The sequence below is a fragment of the Streptomyces sp. STAM6 genome (assembly GCF_054963715.1).
Map to the genome: position 1 here is coordinate 87,702 of NZ_JBUEFZ010000016.1, position 13,833 is coordinate 101,534.

Genomic DNA, 13,833 nt, shown 5'->3' on the forward strand with positions numbered 1-13,833 from the left:
GGGTGGATCACTTCTCTGCGGTGGCCAATCGGGAGCGGCGCATGCCGTAGAGGAAGTAGAACACGAGCCCGACCGCCATCCAGACACCGAAGACGACCCACGTGGGGGAGTCGAGGCTGAACATGTTGTACACGCAGAAGCCGAAGCCCAGGACGGGGAACAGCGGACCGAGCGGCACCTTGAACGTGCGCGGCATCTCGGGACGCGTCCAGCGGAGCACGATCACCGCGATGTTGACCAGGCCGAAGGCGAAGAGGGTGCCGATGCTGGTGGCGTCGACGAGCTTGCCCAGCGGGATGACGGAGGCGAGGGCGCCGCAGAACAGCGAGACGATCACCGTGTTGAGGCGGGGCGTGCCGGTCTTCTCGCTGACCTTGCCGAAGGCCTTGGGCACCAGTCCGTCGCGGGACATGGCGAACAGGACACGGGTCTGGCCGTAGAGGACGGTCATCACGACGCTGGCGATGGAGATGACGGCGCCGGCCGCGAGCAGCGTGCCCCAGAACGTCTGGCCGCTGACGTCGTGCATGATCGCGGTCAGGGAGGCCTCGGAGCCCTCGAAGTCCTTCCAGTTCCACGCGCCGACGGCGACGGCGGCGACCAGGACGTAGAGCGCGGTGACGATGATCAGGGACAGCATGATCGCGCGGGGCAGGTCGCGCTGCGGGTTCTTGGCTTCTTCACCCGCGGTGGAGGCGGCGTCGAAGCCGATGTAGGAGAAGAACAGACTCGCTCCGGCGGCGCTGACGCCGGCCATGCCGAGCGGCATGAAGTCCGCGTAGTTGCCGGACTTGAAGCCCGTGAAGCCGATGGCGCAGAAGAGGACCAGCGCGGCGATCTTCACCACGACCATGATCGTGTTGGCGCGGGCCGACTCCTTGGCCCCGCCGAGCAGGAAGACCATGGCGAGCAGCACGACGATCAGGCCGGGCAGGTTGATGATGCCGCCCTCGCCCGGTGCCGAGGAGAGCGCCGCCGGGATCGTGACACCGATGGTGCCGTTGAGCAGCTCGTTGAGGTACTCACCCCAGCCGACGGCGACGGCGGCGACGGAAACGCCGTATTCCAGGACCAGGCACCAGCCGCACACCCAGGCGACGAGTTCACCCATCGTTGCGTACGCGTACGAGTACGAGGAGCCTGCGACCGGGATCGAGCCGGCCAGCTCGGCGTAGGAGAGCGCCGAGAACAGGGCGGTGAGTCCGGCGAGCACGAACGCCAGGGTGACCGCGGGGCCGGCCTTGGGGACGCTGTCGCCGAGGACGACGAAAATTCCGGTGCCCAGCGTGGCACCGATGCTGATCATGGTCAGCTGCCACATCGAGAGCGAGCGGCGGAGGCTGCCACCTTCACCCTGGCCACCCTCGGCGACCAGCGCTTCTACCGGCTTGCGCCGGGTGAGGGCGGAGAGCGCGGAGGCCTTGGGCCCGGTTGGCTCGGTGGCGGGCGCGGCTGTGCCTTGGTCAAGCACTGCGGGGGCTCCTTCATCGCTGCGGGTCGAGATCACGGCGACCTGCGGCGGTTCGCGGGCATGGCTGAGCCGCCCACGGGGGAAGGGGAACCGCCGAGCAGACGGTCACCGCCACTCCTGGTACGGGCCCTGAGCTTAACGACCCCGGCTTCGCGCTCGTAATGCACTCTTGTTGCGCATCGACGGATGATCATTGCGCGCTTGGAGCACAGACGGGGAAACATTGCGCCCCACTGCACGAATCGACACATTGGGTCCCGGAGGACCGGGTAGGAGGAAAGTCCCGCCCGACGATCGGAGCCGCGATGAATTGGCTGGAACCCGGCCCCTTCCTGCGCGGTACGGCGTGGCTGGACGAGGGCCGCGCGGTGCGCGCCGACCCGGCCGACCTGGCACGGCTGCCCTGGGACACCGGCGAGCGGGCCGCCCTGCCCATCGGCGTGCGGCTCGAGTTCACCGCCTCGGGGGGCACGCGGGCCGTCCAGATCCGCTATCGCGCGAAGGTGCCGGACGACGGTGAGGCACTGCGGGAGCTGGCGCACTGCTTCGCGCTGTGGCACGGCGACCGATGTGTGCGCGAGGCCTTCGCCGAGCCGGCCGAGGAGACCACCGTGATGTTGCAACTCCCTCCCCGCGGCGGGGCGTTCACGGTCCACCCGCCGGAGAGCCAGGCTCCGGTGATCCTGGGACTGCGCGGTGTCGGCGGCGCCCTCTCCCCGGCCCCGGCGCGCCCGCGCTGGCTGATCCACGGGGACTCGATCACCGAGGGCTGGTGGTCCACGCGCCCCGCCCACGCATGGCCGGCCGCCGCCGGGCGGGCACTCGGCCTGGACCCCGTCAACCTCGGGTACGCGGGCGGTGGCCGCGGCGAGCTGCCCACCGCGCAGCAGCTGGCCCACCTCCCGGCCGACCTGCTCACCCTGGCCTTCGGCACGAACTGCTGGGACCGCGTCCCCTATTCGGCTCCGCTGCTGTACGAGACGACCCGGGCCTTCGTCGCGCTGGTGCGCGGCGGCCATCCGGACACCCCCCTGCTGCTGCTCTCACCCGTGCTGCGGCCGGCCGCGGAGAACACGGAGAACGCCCTGGGCGCCACGCTGGCGGAGCTGCGGTCGGCGATGGAGGAGGCGGCCGCGGACCTCGTCGCGGCCGGCGACCGGCAGCTGTCGCTGCTGCCCGGCCGGGAGCTGCTGGGGCCGGACGACCTCGCCGACGGACTGCATCCGAACGACGCGGGCCACCGCAGGCTGGCGACGGCCGTCGCGGGGGCCGTCCGGGTGCTTCGTGGCCGATACTCGACGCGTCCGGGTTAATGTTCGTCGGCTGGGTATGCGAGCGATGATGACGGAGGAGGCGCCTGTGGTAGTCGTGGATTCCCCTGCCGGTGACAGCGCCTCGGCCCGCGATGTGACGGCTCGTTTCCTGGCCGAACACTGCCCCTGGGCGGACCTCGCGGCCGTGCAGCTGGTGGTGACCGAGCTGACGGCGAACGCGCTGCGCCACACCGCCGAGGGCTGGTGGCGGCTGCGGCTGCGGGCGGGGCCCGAGGAGCTGACCGTGGAGCTGGACGATGCCAGCCCCGAGCTTCCCGTCGCGCGCACGCCGGACTTCACCGGGGGCGGCGGTTTCGGCTGGCCCATGGTGCTGCGCCTGGCGGGCCGGGTGGAGGTCCGCCCCCGCCCCACCGGAAAAACGGTCCGAGCGGTGTGGGCCCGGCCCGCCGCGGCTCCCGAGCCGGGCTGATCCCCCGGCCGAACCAGGCTGATCACCCCAACGAACCGGGCTGCTCCCCCGCGAACGAATCGCGCTGTTCCCGCGAAGCTGTTCCCGCGAACGAACCGCGCTCAACCCCCAAGCGAACCGCGCTCCTCCCCCACGAACTGGGTCGGGCCGGGCCGGCCCCCTCGGGCGACCGGCTCCGGCCCGTCGGCGTTGCCCGCTCAGCCCCCGGCCAGGAGGCCTTCCCGCAGGCGCGCGGTGATGCGCGACAGCAGCCGGGACACATGCATCTGGGAGACGCCCAGTTCGGCGCCGATCTGGGACTGTGTCATCTCGTCCACGTACCGCATCCGCAGGATGAGCCGGTCGCGCTCTCCGAACTCCTCGATCAGCGGCTTCAGGGCCTGGACGTTCTCCACGATCTCCAGGTCGCGGTCGGGCTCTCCGAGCCGGTCGCCGAGCGTCTCGGACCCTCCGTCACCGCCGTCGTCGAGGGGCAGGTCGAGCGAGCCCGCGGAGTAGCCGTTGGCGGCGACGAGCCCCTCGACGACCTCGTCCTCGTCCAGGCCGAGGTGCTCGGCGAGTTCGGCGGCGGTCGGCGAGCGGTCCAGCCGCTGGAAGAGTTCGTCGGTCGCGCGGGCGATGTCGATCCGGAGCTCCTGCAGCCGTCGCGGCACGTGCACGGACCAGCTGGTGTCGCGGAAGAACCGCTTGATCTCACCGACCACGCACGGCATCGCGAAGGTCGCGAACTCCACCTCACGGCTCAGGTCGAACCGGTCGATGGCCTTGATCAGCCCAATGGTGCCGACCTGGATGATGTCCTCCATCTGGTCGGACCGGTTGCGGAAGCGCGTCGCCGCGTACTTCACCAGCGAGAGGTTCAGCTCGATGAGGGTGTTGCGTACGTACTGGTACTCCTCGGTGCCCTCCTCCAGTTCGGCCAGCCGGTCGAAGAACTGCTTAGAGAGTTCTTTCGCGTCCCTCGGAGCCACCTCTCCCGGATTCCGCACGTCCGGCAGTCGAGTTGTCGGCTGAGCGGCACCGGTCGAGATCGTGGTCGCCATGGACTGGGCCCTCCCTTTCTCTCCGTACGGTCGCAGAGCGCGTGTACCCGTGTTACGGCGAACCACGCGTGCAGAATCGCGAGCGCCGCGAAGATGCGGCCGGCAGGGCGGAAAATACGCCAGGGGCCGTCCCCGCGCTCGGCGGGAACGGCCCCTGGTTCTCGTCGTACCCGGCGGTGTGCCGGTCCGGATCTACGCCGCGTCAGCTCCAGCTGGCGTGCAGGGGCTTGCCCTCCGCGTAGCCGGCGGCGCTCTGAATGCCCACGACGGCCTTCTCCGCGAACTCCTCGAGGGAGCCGGCACCGGCGTACGTGCAGGACGAGCGGACGCCCGCGATGATCGAGTCGATCAGGTCCTCGACACCCGGACGGGACGGGTCGAGGAACATCCGCGACGTGGAGATGCCCTCCTCGAACAGCGCCTTGCGGGCCCGGTCGTAGGCGGACTCCTCGCTGGTGCGGTTGCGGACAGCGCGCGCCGAGGCCATGCCGAACGACTCCTTGTAGAGCCGGCCGCTGGCGTCCTGCTGGAGGTCGCCCGGGGACTCGTACGTACCGGCGAACCAGGAACCGATCATCACGTTGGAAGCGCCGGCGGCGAGCGCCATGGCGACGTCCCGCGGGTGGCGGACACCGCCGTCGGCCCAGACGTGCTTGCCGTACTTCTTCGCCTCGGCGGCGCACTCCAGCACCGCGGAGAACTGGGGGCGGCCCACGCCGGTCATCATCCGGGTGGTGCACATCGCGCCGGGGCCCACACCGACCTTGATGATGTCCGCACCGGCGTCGATCAGGTCCTTGACGCCCTCGGCGGCCACGATGTTGCCCGCGACGATCGGCACCTGCGGGTCGAGCGCGCGCACGGTCCTGATCGCGCTGATCATCGACTCCTGGTGGCCGTGGGCCGTGTCGATGACGAGCGTGTCGACACCCGCGTCGAGAAGCTGCTTGGCCTTGCCCGCCACGTCGCCGTTGATGCCGACGGCGGCGGCGATGCGCAGCTTGCCCCTGGCGTCGACGGCGGGGGTGTAGAGCGTCGCGCGGAGCGCGCCCTTGCGGGTCAGGATGCCGGCGAGGCGGCCCTGACCGTCCACGGCCGGGGCGTACCGCCGGTTGTGGTGGTCCAGGGTGTTGAACGCCTCGCGCGGGTCCATGTCGGCGTCGAGGAGCAGCAGGTCCGTGGACATGACCTCGGAGAGCTGGGTGAAGCGGTCCACACCGTTGAGGTCGGCGTCGGTGACGACACCGATCGGGCGCTGGTCCTCGTCCACGACCACGCCCGCGTTGTGCGCCCGCTTGGGGAGCAACGACAGCGCGTCGGCGACGGTCTGGTGGGCGTGGAGCACGATCGGCGTGTCGAGCACGTGGTGGCGGCTCTTCACCCAGGCGATGACGTCGGTGACGACCTCGATCGGAATGTCCTGCGGGATGACGACGAGGCCGCCGCGGCGGGCGACGGTCTCGGCCATCCGGCGGCCCGCGATCGCGGTCATATTGGCGACGACGAGCGGGATGGTGGTCCCGGTGCCGTCGGGGGAGGTGAGGTCGACGCCCTGGCGGGAGCCCACGGCCGAGCGGCTAGGCACCATGAACACATCGTCGTACGTGAGGTCGTACGGCGGCTTCAGGTCATTGAGGAAACGCACGTGCTGAACATCCCAGTCGTTCGGAGTTGGCCCCCGGGCATTTCAGCCGGGGGGAAAACGCACGTACTTCATTCTCCCACGGCGGGTGCCGTACGGTCCCCGGGCTGAAGCTCCAGGCCGCGCGGGTCGCCCTGGTGCGTTCCTCCAAGCCCGGGGTCGCCCGGGCCCGGGTCGTCCTCAGTTGTCCGGGTCGGCCCGGTCCAGGGCGGGGCGCGGGCCGGGCGTGAACTCGGTCAGCAGATAGTCCGCCGCCGCGGTGTCGGTGACGAGGCTCGTGACCAGGCCGGAGCGCAGGACGGCGCCGATGGCGGAGGCCTTGCGCTGGCCGCCCGCGATCGCCACCACCTCGGGGATACGGCGGAGCCGGTCGGCCTCGACGGTGATGCACCGCTCCCCCAGGTCGCGCCCGACGCGGCGGCCCGAGGCGTCGAAGAGGTGCGCCGACATCTCCGCGGCCACACCCAGTGAGGCGTAGTGGGCACGCTCCTCGTCGGTGAGCATGTCGTGGACGGTGGAGATGCCCGGCTCCCAGGAGCCGATGGAGACCGCCGCGACGGTGACCTTGTCGAAGTACTCGAAGGCGCGGGCGATGCCGGTCTGGCTGCGCAGGGCGGCCGCCGTCGCCGGGTCGGGCAGGAGCATCGGCGCGTAGATCGGGTGGGCCTCGCCGCCGGAGACCTGTGCGGCGCGGCGCACCGCCTCGACCGAGCCGCGCTCGGCGGTCCCGGCGTCGTACACACCGGTGAGCTGGACGACCGTACAGGGCGGCAGCCGGTCCAGGGCGGCCGCCATGTGGATGGTGGAGCGGCCCCAGGCGAGCCCCAGGACGTCACCCTCGGTCACGAGCTCGCCGAGCAGGTCGGCCGCGACCTCGCCCAGGTTCTCGGGGTCGGGCGACTCGTCCTCGCCCTCCGGCGGGGACTCGACGACGACCGCGTGGCGCAGACCGTAGCGGGCGCGCAGCGCGTCGGAACGCTCCGCGTCGAGCTCGGCCGGCACCCGGATCTCGATCCGTACGAGATCGCGCTCCAGGGCCGTTTCCAGGACCCGCGCGACCTTGAAGCGGCTGACGCCGAACTCCTCCGCGATCTGGATCTTGGATTTGCCCTCGAGGTAGAAGCGGCGGGCCATGGCCGCCGCCTGCACGAGCTCCGCGGGTCCCATCCGCAGGGCTGGACGTCCCGCCGACATTGCAGACACCGCGCTCTCCTCACTGCTGTTCACACTCTGACTCGTCGTTCATCCTGTCAGATCCGACGAGTCTTGATCAGTCCTGTCGGGCTGCGTTCATCTGGTCGTGGCTCAATGGCCGCATGCCCAGGCCGCCGAGGCGGTCGCCCCGTCCGCCCGGTCACGCAGGGCGCGTACGGCGGCGGCCGGGTCCTCGGCGCCGTACACCGCGGAACCGGCGACGAAGACATCGGCACCGGCCTCCGCGCAGCGCTCGATGGTGGCCTCCGAGACACCGCCGTCGACCTGCAGCCACAGCTCCAGGCCGTGCTTGGAGATGAGCTCACGGGTGCGGCGGATCTTCGGCAGCATGATGTCGAGGAACGCCTGGCCGCCGAAGCCGGGCTCCACGGTCATGATCAGCAGCATGTCGAGCTCGGGGAGCAGGTCCTCGTACGGCTCGATGGGGGTGGCGGGCTTGAGTGCCATGGAGGCACGGGCGCCCTTGGCCCGGATCTCACGGGCCAGCCGGACCGGGGCGGCGGCCGCCTCGACGTGAAAGGTGACCGATCCGGCACCGGCCTCCACGTACTGCGGGGCCCAGCGGTCGGGGTCCTCGATCATCAGATGGCAGTCCAGCGGGGTGTCCGTCGCCCGGTGGAGCGACTCCACGATCGGCACGCCCAGGGTCAGATTGGGCACGAAGTGGTTGTCCATGACATCGACATGGAGCCAGTCGGCGCCTTCGACGGCCTTCGCCTCGTCGGCGAGCCGGGCGAAGTCGGCGGAGAGGATGCTGGGGTTGATCTGGGCCATGAGCCAAGCCTGCCATGCCGCATGGCATTTCTTTTACCCGATGCCCGGGTGGGGGCCCACGAGCCCGGCACACTTGCCGCAATACCGGCGATTCACCCCGGCTTCCGGCGCGTTTTGCGCGCCGGGCGCCGGGGCTCACACCTCCTCGGAAAGGCCGCCGCGTCGTCAGGCGGTGCGCCGCAGCAACGCCAGATACATGGCGTCCGTGCCGTGCAGATGCGGCCAGAGCTGTACGTCGGGGCCGTCACCCAGCGCGGGCACGCCGGGCATCAGGGGACGGGCGTCGATGAGCTCCGCGCCGCCCTGCTTCTTCAACACGTCGTCCACGACCGCCCGGGTCTCCGCCAGGTGCGGCGAGCAGGTCGCGTACCCGACGACGCCGCCCACCCGCACCGCGCTCAGGGCCTCGGTGAGCAGGGCGCGCTGCAGCGGCGCGAACCCCTCCACGTCCTCCGGGCGGCGGCGCCAGCGTGCCTCGGGGCGGCGGCGCAGGGCGCCCAGGCCCGAGCAGGGCACGTCGACCAGGACGCGGTCGAAGGAGCCGGGGCGCCACGGCGGACGCGTGCCGTCGGCGGCGATCACCTGGTAGGGGCCGGGGTTGCCGGCCAGCGCGCGCTCGACGAGACGGGCGCGGTGCGGCTGCTTCTCGGCGGCCAGCAGGGTGGCGCCGCGCCCGGCGGCCAGCGCGCCCAGCAGGGCCGCCTTGCCGCCGGGTCCCGCGCACCCGTCGAGCCACCGCTCGTCGGGGCCGTCCAGCGGGGCGTCGGCGAGCGCGACGGCGACGAGCTGGCTGCCCTCGTCCTGGACGCCCGCCCGCCCCTCGCGCACGGCGTCGAGGGCGCCCGGCTCACCGCCCTCCGCCATCCGCACGGCGTACGGGGACCAGCGGCCGGGCACGCCCGCCTCCTCGCCCAGCGCCGCCAGGAGCTCGGCCGTGGTGGACCGTCCGGGCCGGGCCACCAGTGTCACCTCGGGCCGCTCGTTGTCGGCCTCCAGGAGGTCCTCGATACCGGCCCGGCCGCCGCCGAGCGCGTCCCACAGCGCGGAGACGACCCAGCGGGGGTGGGAGTGCACGACGGCCAGATGGTCCTCGGGGTCGTCGTCGTACGGCGGGGCGACCCGCTCGATCCAGGTGCCGAGGTCGTCCTGGGCGATCTTGCGGAGGACGGCGTTGACGAACTTGGCCCGGCCGTCGCCCAGCACCACGCGTGCCAGCTCCACGCTCGCGGAGACCGCGGCGTGCGTGGGGATGCGCGTGCCCAGCAGCTGGTGGGCACCCAGCGACAGCACGTCCAGCACCGGCGGGTCGACCTCGCGCAGCGGCCGGTCGATGCACGCAGCGATGACGGCGTCGTAGGTGCCCTGGCGGCGCAGCGTGCCGTAGACCAGCTCCGTGGCGAGGGCCGCGTCCCGGCCGTCGAAACCTTCCTGCTCGCGGGCCTTCCGCAGCAGCGGCGGCAGGACGAGGTTGGCGTACGCGTCGCGCTCGTCCACGGCACGCAGCGCCTCGAAGGCCAGGATGCGCACCGGGTCCTTCTTGGGGCGGCGGTACGGCTTGGAAGGACGGCGGCGGGACTGCTCGCTCAAAAGGTGCTCCGCTTTTCGGTGGGGCTCGTTCGTTGCGCGTTCGGGCTCGTTCGCCTCGGAGGGCTCACTCCTTTCAGCCTACGTCGGCCGTGCCCAGGTGCTCCCCGGGGGCGATCCGTACCCCGCGCGCCCAGTCGGCGCCCCGCATCGGCTTCTTGCCCTGCGGCTGGACCCAGAGCAGCTCGACGGCGTGCGAGCCGGTGCCGACGTACACGTTGTTCTTGGCGGCCGACAGCTCGCCGGGCCTCAGGTCGGCCCGGTCCGGCACGAGGGCGGCCTGGACCACCTTGAGCCGCTCGCCGCGGAAGACGCTCCACGCGCCGGGCGCGGGCGTGCAGCCGCGCACCACCCGGTCGACCCGCAAGGCGGGGGCGGTCCAGTCGAGGTGCGCGTCCTCGACGGTGATCTTCGGGGCGTGGGTGACGCCGTCGGCGGGCTGCGGCACCGCCTGCAGCGTGCCGTCCTCGATGCCGTCCATGGTGGCGGCGAGCAGCCCCGCGCCGGCGAAGGCGAGCCGGGTGAGCAGGTCCCCGCTGGTGTCGGTGGGCCGCACCTGCTCGGTGATCACGCCGTAGACGGGCCCGGAGTCCAGGCCCTCCTCGATCAGGAAGGTCGAGGCGCCGGTCACCTCGTCCCCGGCCATGATCGCGTGCTGTACGGGCGCGGCGCCCCGCCAGGCGGGCAGCAGCGAGAAGTGCAGGTTGACCCAGCCGCGGGCGGGCACGTCGAGCGCCGCCTTCGGCAGCAGGGCGCCGTACGCCACGACCGGGCAGCAGTCCGGGCCGATCTCCCGCAGCCGGGCGAGGAACTCCTCGTCCCTCGGCCTGTTCGGCTTGAGCACCTCGATCCCGGCCTCCTCGGCGCGCTGGGCGACCGGGCTGGCGACCAGGCGCCGGCCGCGGCCGGCGGGCGCGTCGGGCCGGGTGACGACGGCGGCCACCTCGTGCCGGTCCGAGGCGATCAGGGCGTCCAGGGCGGGTACGGCGACCTCGGGGGTGCCTGCGAAGACGAGCTTCATCGGTGGCTGACTGCCTGTCTGTTGCGGTCCGGTGGCGGGCAACGCACCAGTTTAGGGGGCGTACGAGTGCCGGTGCGCCCCCACGCGAATGCGGATACGCCCCGACAGCGTGACCCCGACCGCGGGTGGAGCGTTGGTCAAGGCAGATTGACCGATACGGGCCGCCGGTGCGGCCCGTCCCTTTTCAACGCCGGTTCGAGAGGCTTGTAAATGGCCGACCACGCAACCCATGACGCCCAAGCCCGGGCAAGCCTGCACCTGTTGGTGCGGGACATCGAGCGGGTCCGCCGACAGGTGGACGCACTGCGCACACTCACCGCGCAGCTCGGCAATGTGTACCGCCCGCGGCGCTCCGGTCCCTCCACGGGCTTCGTCGTCTACGGCCGGGCCCCGGCCCCCACCGTGCGGCTGGCGCAGGAGCTGCGGGACAGCGTCGAGACACTGGTGACCGCCGCGGTGGACTTCGACCGCTCCCTGGGCTTCTCCTGGGACGCCGTGGGCTCCGCGCTCGGGGTCACCAAGCAGGCGGTCCACCGCAGGTACGGCGCCCGCCGCGCGACCGCCCAGCAGCCGGGCGCCACGGACACCGAGCACCCGGCCGAGCCCACCCGCGCGCAGCCGGTGCCGGCCGTCCCGGCCGCGCGCTCCATGCCGCCGCAGCCGACGGCGAGCTCACAGTCCTTCCGGGAGGAGGTCCGCCCGAGCGCCTTCCCCGGCCCGCGCAACGGCTGACCCCACCGGCCGCCCCGCCGCCCACCGCGCCGGGGCGGCCGCCGCCGCAGCAGCACCCACCGGGCGCCTCGCTCCCCGAGTCGGCCGCGCCCCGTCCGACGACATGCCGGGCACGGGCGGACAGCACCTTCGAGACGGTGAGGGGCCCCGCAGGGGTCGCCCCCGCAGGACTCGGCGGCCCGACCGGACACCCGCGGCCCGACCGGACACCCGCGGCCCGCACGGGCAGCCGCAGCCCGCCCGGCACCTGCCGGGTCCGGGAAGTCGTGGCCGTGGAGTGACGCCCGTCGCCACGGAACGGGGCTCCGGACCCGCCACCGGAGCAGGCAGCTGACGCCACAGGGCGCTCCGCTCAGCCGATGTCCACCGGGTCCACCCGGATCCGCACCGGCTCGTCCGCACCACGGGCGCCCCGTCCACCCCGCGCCAGCCGCGCTGCCTGCGCGGCCTTCAGCGCCGCCGCCAGCGCTGCCCCCCTGCCGGGCGGCACCCGCAGCAGGGCCCGTTCCCAGATCTCCCCCGCCGGGGGGTCGCCCGCGCGCCTCGGAGCACCCGGCGGTGGGGGCGGCAGGAGCACCGGCCCCAGCACCTCCACCTCCCGGGGCAGTTCGGCCGCTTCGAGGAACGCCGCCACCGCCTCCGGGCTCCCGGTCACCGACGCCATCCGGGACACCGGCGGGAAGCCCAGCTCCGCCCGTTCGGCGAGTTCCCGCTGAGCATGGCCGACCGGGTCCCACCGCACCAGCGCCTGAACGGGCCGCAGGGTCGGCTCGGCCACCACGACGACGGTGCCGCCCTCGTCCTGCCCGCGCACCAGCGACGCGGCGTCGATCCAGCGGCGCAGGGCCTCCTCACCCGCGCGGAGGTCGGCCCGGCCGAGCATGGCCCAGCCGTCGAGCAGCAGCGCCGCGGCGTACCCACCCTCCGCGACGGGCTCGGCGCCGGGGGTGCTGACGACCAGCGTGGGGCGCCCGGGCACGGTGTCCAGGACATGGTCCCGGCCCGACGTCCGTACCGGCACCGCCGGAAACGCCCGCCCGAGCTCCTCCGCGGTGCGTCGTGCGCCCACCACCTGGGCGCGCAGCCGCACCCCGCCGCATTCGGCGCAGTGCCAGTCGGGCGCGCCGCGTCCGCACCACCCGCACCGCAGCTCCCGCTGCACGGGCGCTTCCAGCGGCCCCGCGCAGTGCCGGCACCGCGCGGGAGTGCGGCAGCGCTCGCACGACAGCCGCGGCACGTATCCCCGCCGGGGCACCTGCACGAGCACCGGACCGGACTTGAGGCCGTCCCGGACGGTCTGCCAGGCCAGTGACGGCAGTCGCGCGGCCCTGGCCGCCTCGTCGCGGGCGAGCTCCCCGTCCCCGACGGTGCGTACGAGCGGCGCCGCGGCCCGCACCTGGTCGCGGGGGGCCACGAGTGGTCTGGCCCAGCCGCTCTCGACGAGCTGCGCGGCCTCCACCGTGCAGCTCGTACCGCCCAGCAGGAATCCGCACCCGTCGTGTGCGGCGCGCAGCAGCAGTACCTCACGCGCGTGGGGCAGCGGGGCGTGCGGCTCGCTGTGGCTGGAGTCGCCGTCGTCCCAGATGGCCACCAGCCCGAGGTCGCGCACCGGTGCGAACATCGCGGCCCGGGTGCCGACGACGGCGCGTACGGAGCCGCGCCGCACGGCAAGCCACTGGGCGTACCGCTTCTCGGGGCCGGCCTCGGCGGTGAGCAGCGCGTGCCGCCCCTCGCCCAGGAGCAGGGTCAGCGCCGTGTCGACGCGGGCGGCGGCGCGCCCGTCGGGCACCACGACGAGCGCGCCGCGCCCCGAAGCGAGGGTGGCCTGTACGGCGCGGGCGAGTTCCTCGGCCCAGTGCGGGCCCGGCAGCGCGTTCCACACGGCCCGCGGGGCCCCGCCGCGGGCCAGTGCGTCGAGGAACGCGGGCCCCTGCGCGTATCGGCGCCACGTCCCGGCCTCGGGCGGGGCGGGCGGCGCCGGTGGCTCGGGAGAGGGCCTGCTCTCGGCCCGGGCGCTGCGCGGCGGGACGGCCAGCTGCAGCACATCGGCGAGGCTCCCGGCGTACCGGTCGGCCACGGCCCGGGCGAGTCCCAGCAGCTCGGCACTGAGCACGGGCTCGGGCGACACCACGTCCGCGAGGGCGGCGAGCGGCCCCGCGTAGTCGGACTCGGCGCGCCGCTCGACGAGGAACCCGTCGATCAGCCGGCCGCCCTCGCGCCGCCCGTCCCGCACCTGGTGCGCTCCGGCGCCGAAGCGCACCCGCACCCGCACCCCGGGCCGGGCGACGGCGTCGAGCTCCTCGGGAACGGCGTAGTCGAAGAACTGGTCGAGGTGGAGCACGCCCTTGTTCACCACGACCCGGGCGACGGGCAGCTCCTTGGCGAGCGGCGCCCCGCGCCACGTCCGGGGCTTGGCCCGCGGCACCTTCGCCTTGCGGACGGTCTCCCGTATGAGCGCGAGCTGCTCGGGCGGCTCGGCCCCGGCGCCGCCCTCCTGGTTCCCGTTCTCGCTGCTCACAGCTGCATTCCTACCAGACCCCACCGACAGCGCGAGGGCCCCGGACCGCACCGGTCCGGGGCCCTCGTTCAGGCGTCGTGTCCTGGCGTG

11 protein-coding genes are annotated in these 13,833 nt (G+C 73.2%); 3 read left to right on the plus strand and 8 right to left on the minus strand.

Features of this window, described 5'->3' with window-relative positions; genetic code table 11:
- Positions 1 to 7: 7 nt before the first annotated feature.
- Positions 8 to 1,471: an amino acid permease gene (locus ACY34K_RS20140; protein WP_462748951.1), complete on the minus strand. Its 1,464-nt coding sequence runs from the start codon at positions 1,469 to 1,471 to the stop codon at positions 8 to 10.
- Between the two features lie 305 nt (positions 1,472 to 1,776).
- Between ACY34K_RS20140 and ACY34K_RS20145 the strand changes: the two genes are divergently transcribed.
- Positions 1,777 to 2,784: a GDSL-type esterase/lipase family protein gene (locus ACY34K_RS20145; protein WP_462748952.1), complete on the plus strand. Its 1,008-nt coding sequence runs from the start codon at positions 1,777 to 1,779 to the stop codon at positions 2,782 to 2,784.
- A gap of 46 nt (positions 2,785 to 2,830) precedes the next feature.
- Positions 2,831 to 3,214, plus strand: a complete 384-nt coding sequence (locus tag ACY34K_RS20150; RefSeq protein WP_462748955.1) for an ATP-binding protein — start codon at positions 2,831 to 2,833, stop codon at positions 3,212 to 3,214.
- A 197-nt stretch (positions 3,215 to 3,411) separates the two neighbouring features.
- Here the strand turns inward: ACY34K_RS20150 and ACY34K_RS20155 are convergent, their stop codons facing one another.
- The 6 genes from ACY34K_RS20155 to fmt form a co-directional block, all read right to left on the minus strand.
- Positions 3,412 to 4,257, minus strand: a complete 846-nt coding sequence (locus ACY34K_RS20155) for an RNA polymerase sigma factor SigF (protein WP_462748956.1) — start codon at positions 4,255 to 4,257, stop codon at positions 3,412 to 3,414.
- Between the two features lie 202 nt (positions 4,258 to 4,459).
- Positions 4,460 to 5,902: a GuaB1 family IMP dehydrogenase-related protein gene (locus tag ACY34K_RS20160; RefSeq protein ID WP_462748958.1), complete on the minus strand. Its 1,443-nt coding sequence runs from the start codon at positions 5,900 to 5,902 to the stop codon at positions 4,460 to 4,462.
- Between the two features lie 177 nt (positions 5,903 to 6,079).
- A complete protein-coding gene (locus ACY34K_RS20165; protein WP_462748960.1) occupies positions 6,080 to 7,126 on the minus strand; it encodes a sugar-binding transcriptional regulator in 1,047 nt (348 codons plus the stop codon).
- Between the two features lie 78 nt (positions 7,127 to 7,204).
- Positions 7,205 to 7,888, minus strand: coding sequence for a ribulose-phosphate 3-epimerase (rpe, locus tag ACY34K_RS20170; protein ID WP_462748962.1), 684 nt, complete (start codon positions 7,886 to 7,888; stop codon positions 7,205 to 7,207).
- A 165-nt stretch (positions 7,889 to 8,053) separates the two neighbouring features.
- Positions 8,054 to 9,475 (minus strand): RsmB/NOP family class I SAM-dependent RNA methyltransferase, encoded by a 1,422-nt coding sequence (locus ACY34K_RS20175; RefSeq protein WP_462748964.1) that lies wholly within the window; start codon positions 9,473 to 9,475, stop codon positions 8,054 to 8,056.
- 73 nt (positions 9,476 to 9,548) lie between these two features.
- A complete protein-coding gene (fmt, locus tag ACY34K_RS20180; protein WP_462748966.1) occupies positions 9,549 to 10,493 on the minus strand; it encodes a methionyl-tRNA formyltransferase in 945 nt (314 codons plus the stop codon).
- 210 nt (positions 10,494 to 10,703) lie between these two features.
- Between fmt and ACY34K_RS20185 the strand changes: the two genes are divergently transcribed.
- Complete coding sequence (locus tag ACY34K_RS20185; protein ID WP_462748968.1) at positions 10,704 to 11,225, plus strand: hypothetical protein; 522 nt, start codon at positions 10,704 to 10,706, stop codon at positions 11,223 to 11,225.
- Positions 11,226 to 11,577: 352 nt separating this feature from the next.
- Here ACY34K_RS20185 and ACY34K_RS20190 read toward each other — a convergent pair whose 3' ends face one another.
- Positions 11,578 to 13,743, minus strand: a complete 2,166-nt coding sequence (locus tag ACY34K_RS20190; RefSeq protein WP_462748970.1) for a primosomal protein N' — start codon at positions 13,741 to 13,743, stop codon at positions 11,578 to 11,580.
- Positions 13,744 to 13,833: the final 90 nt, after the last annotated feature.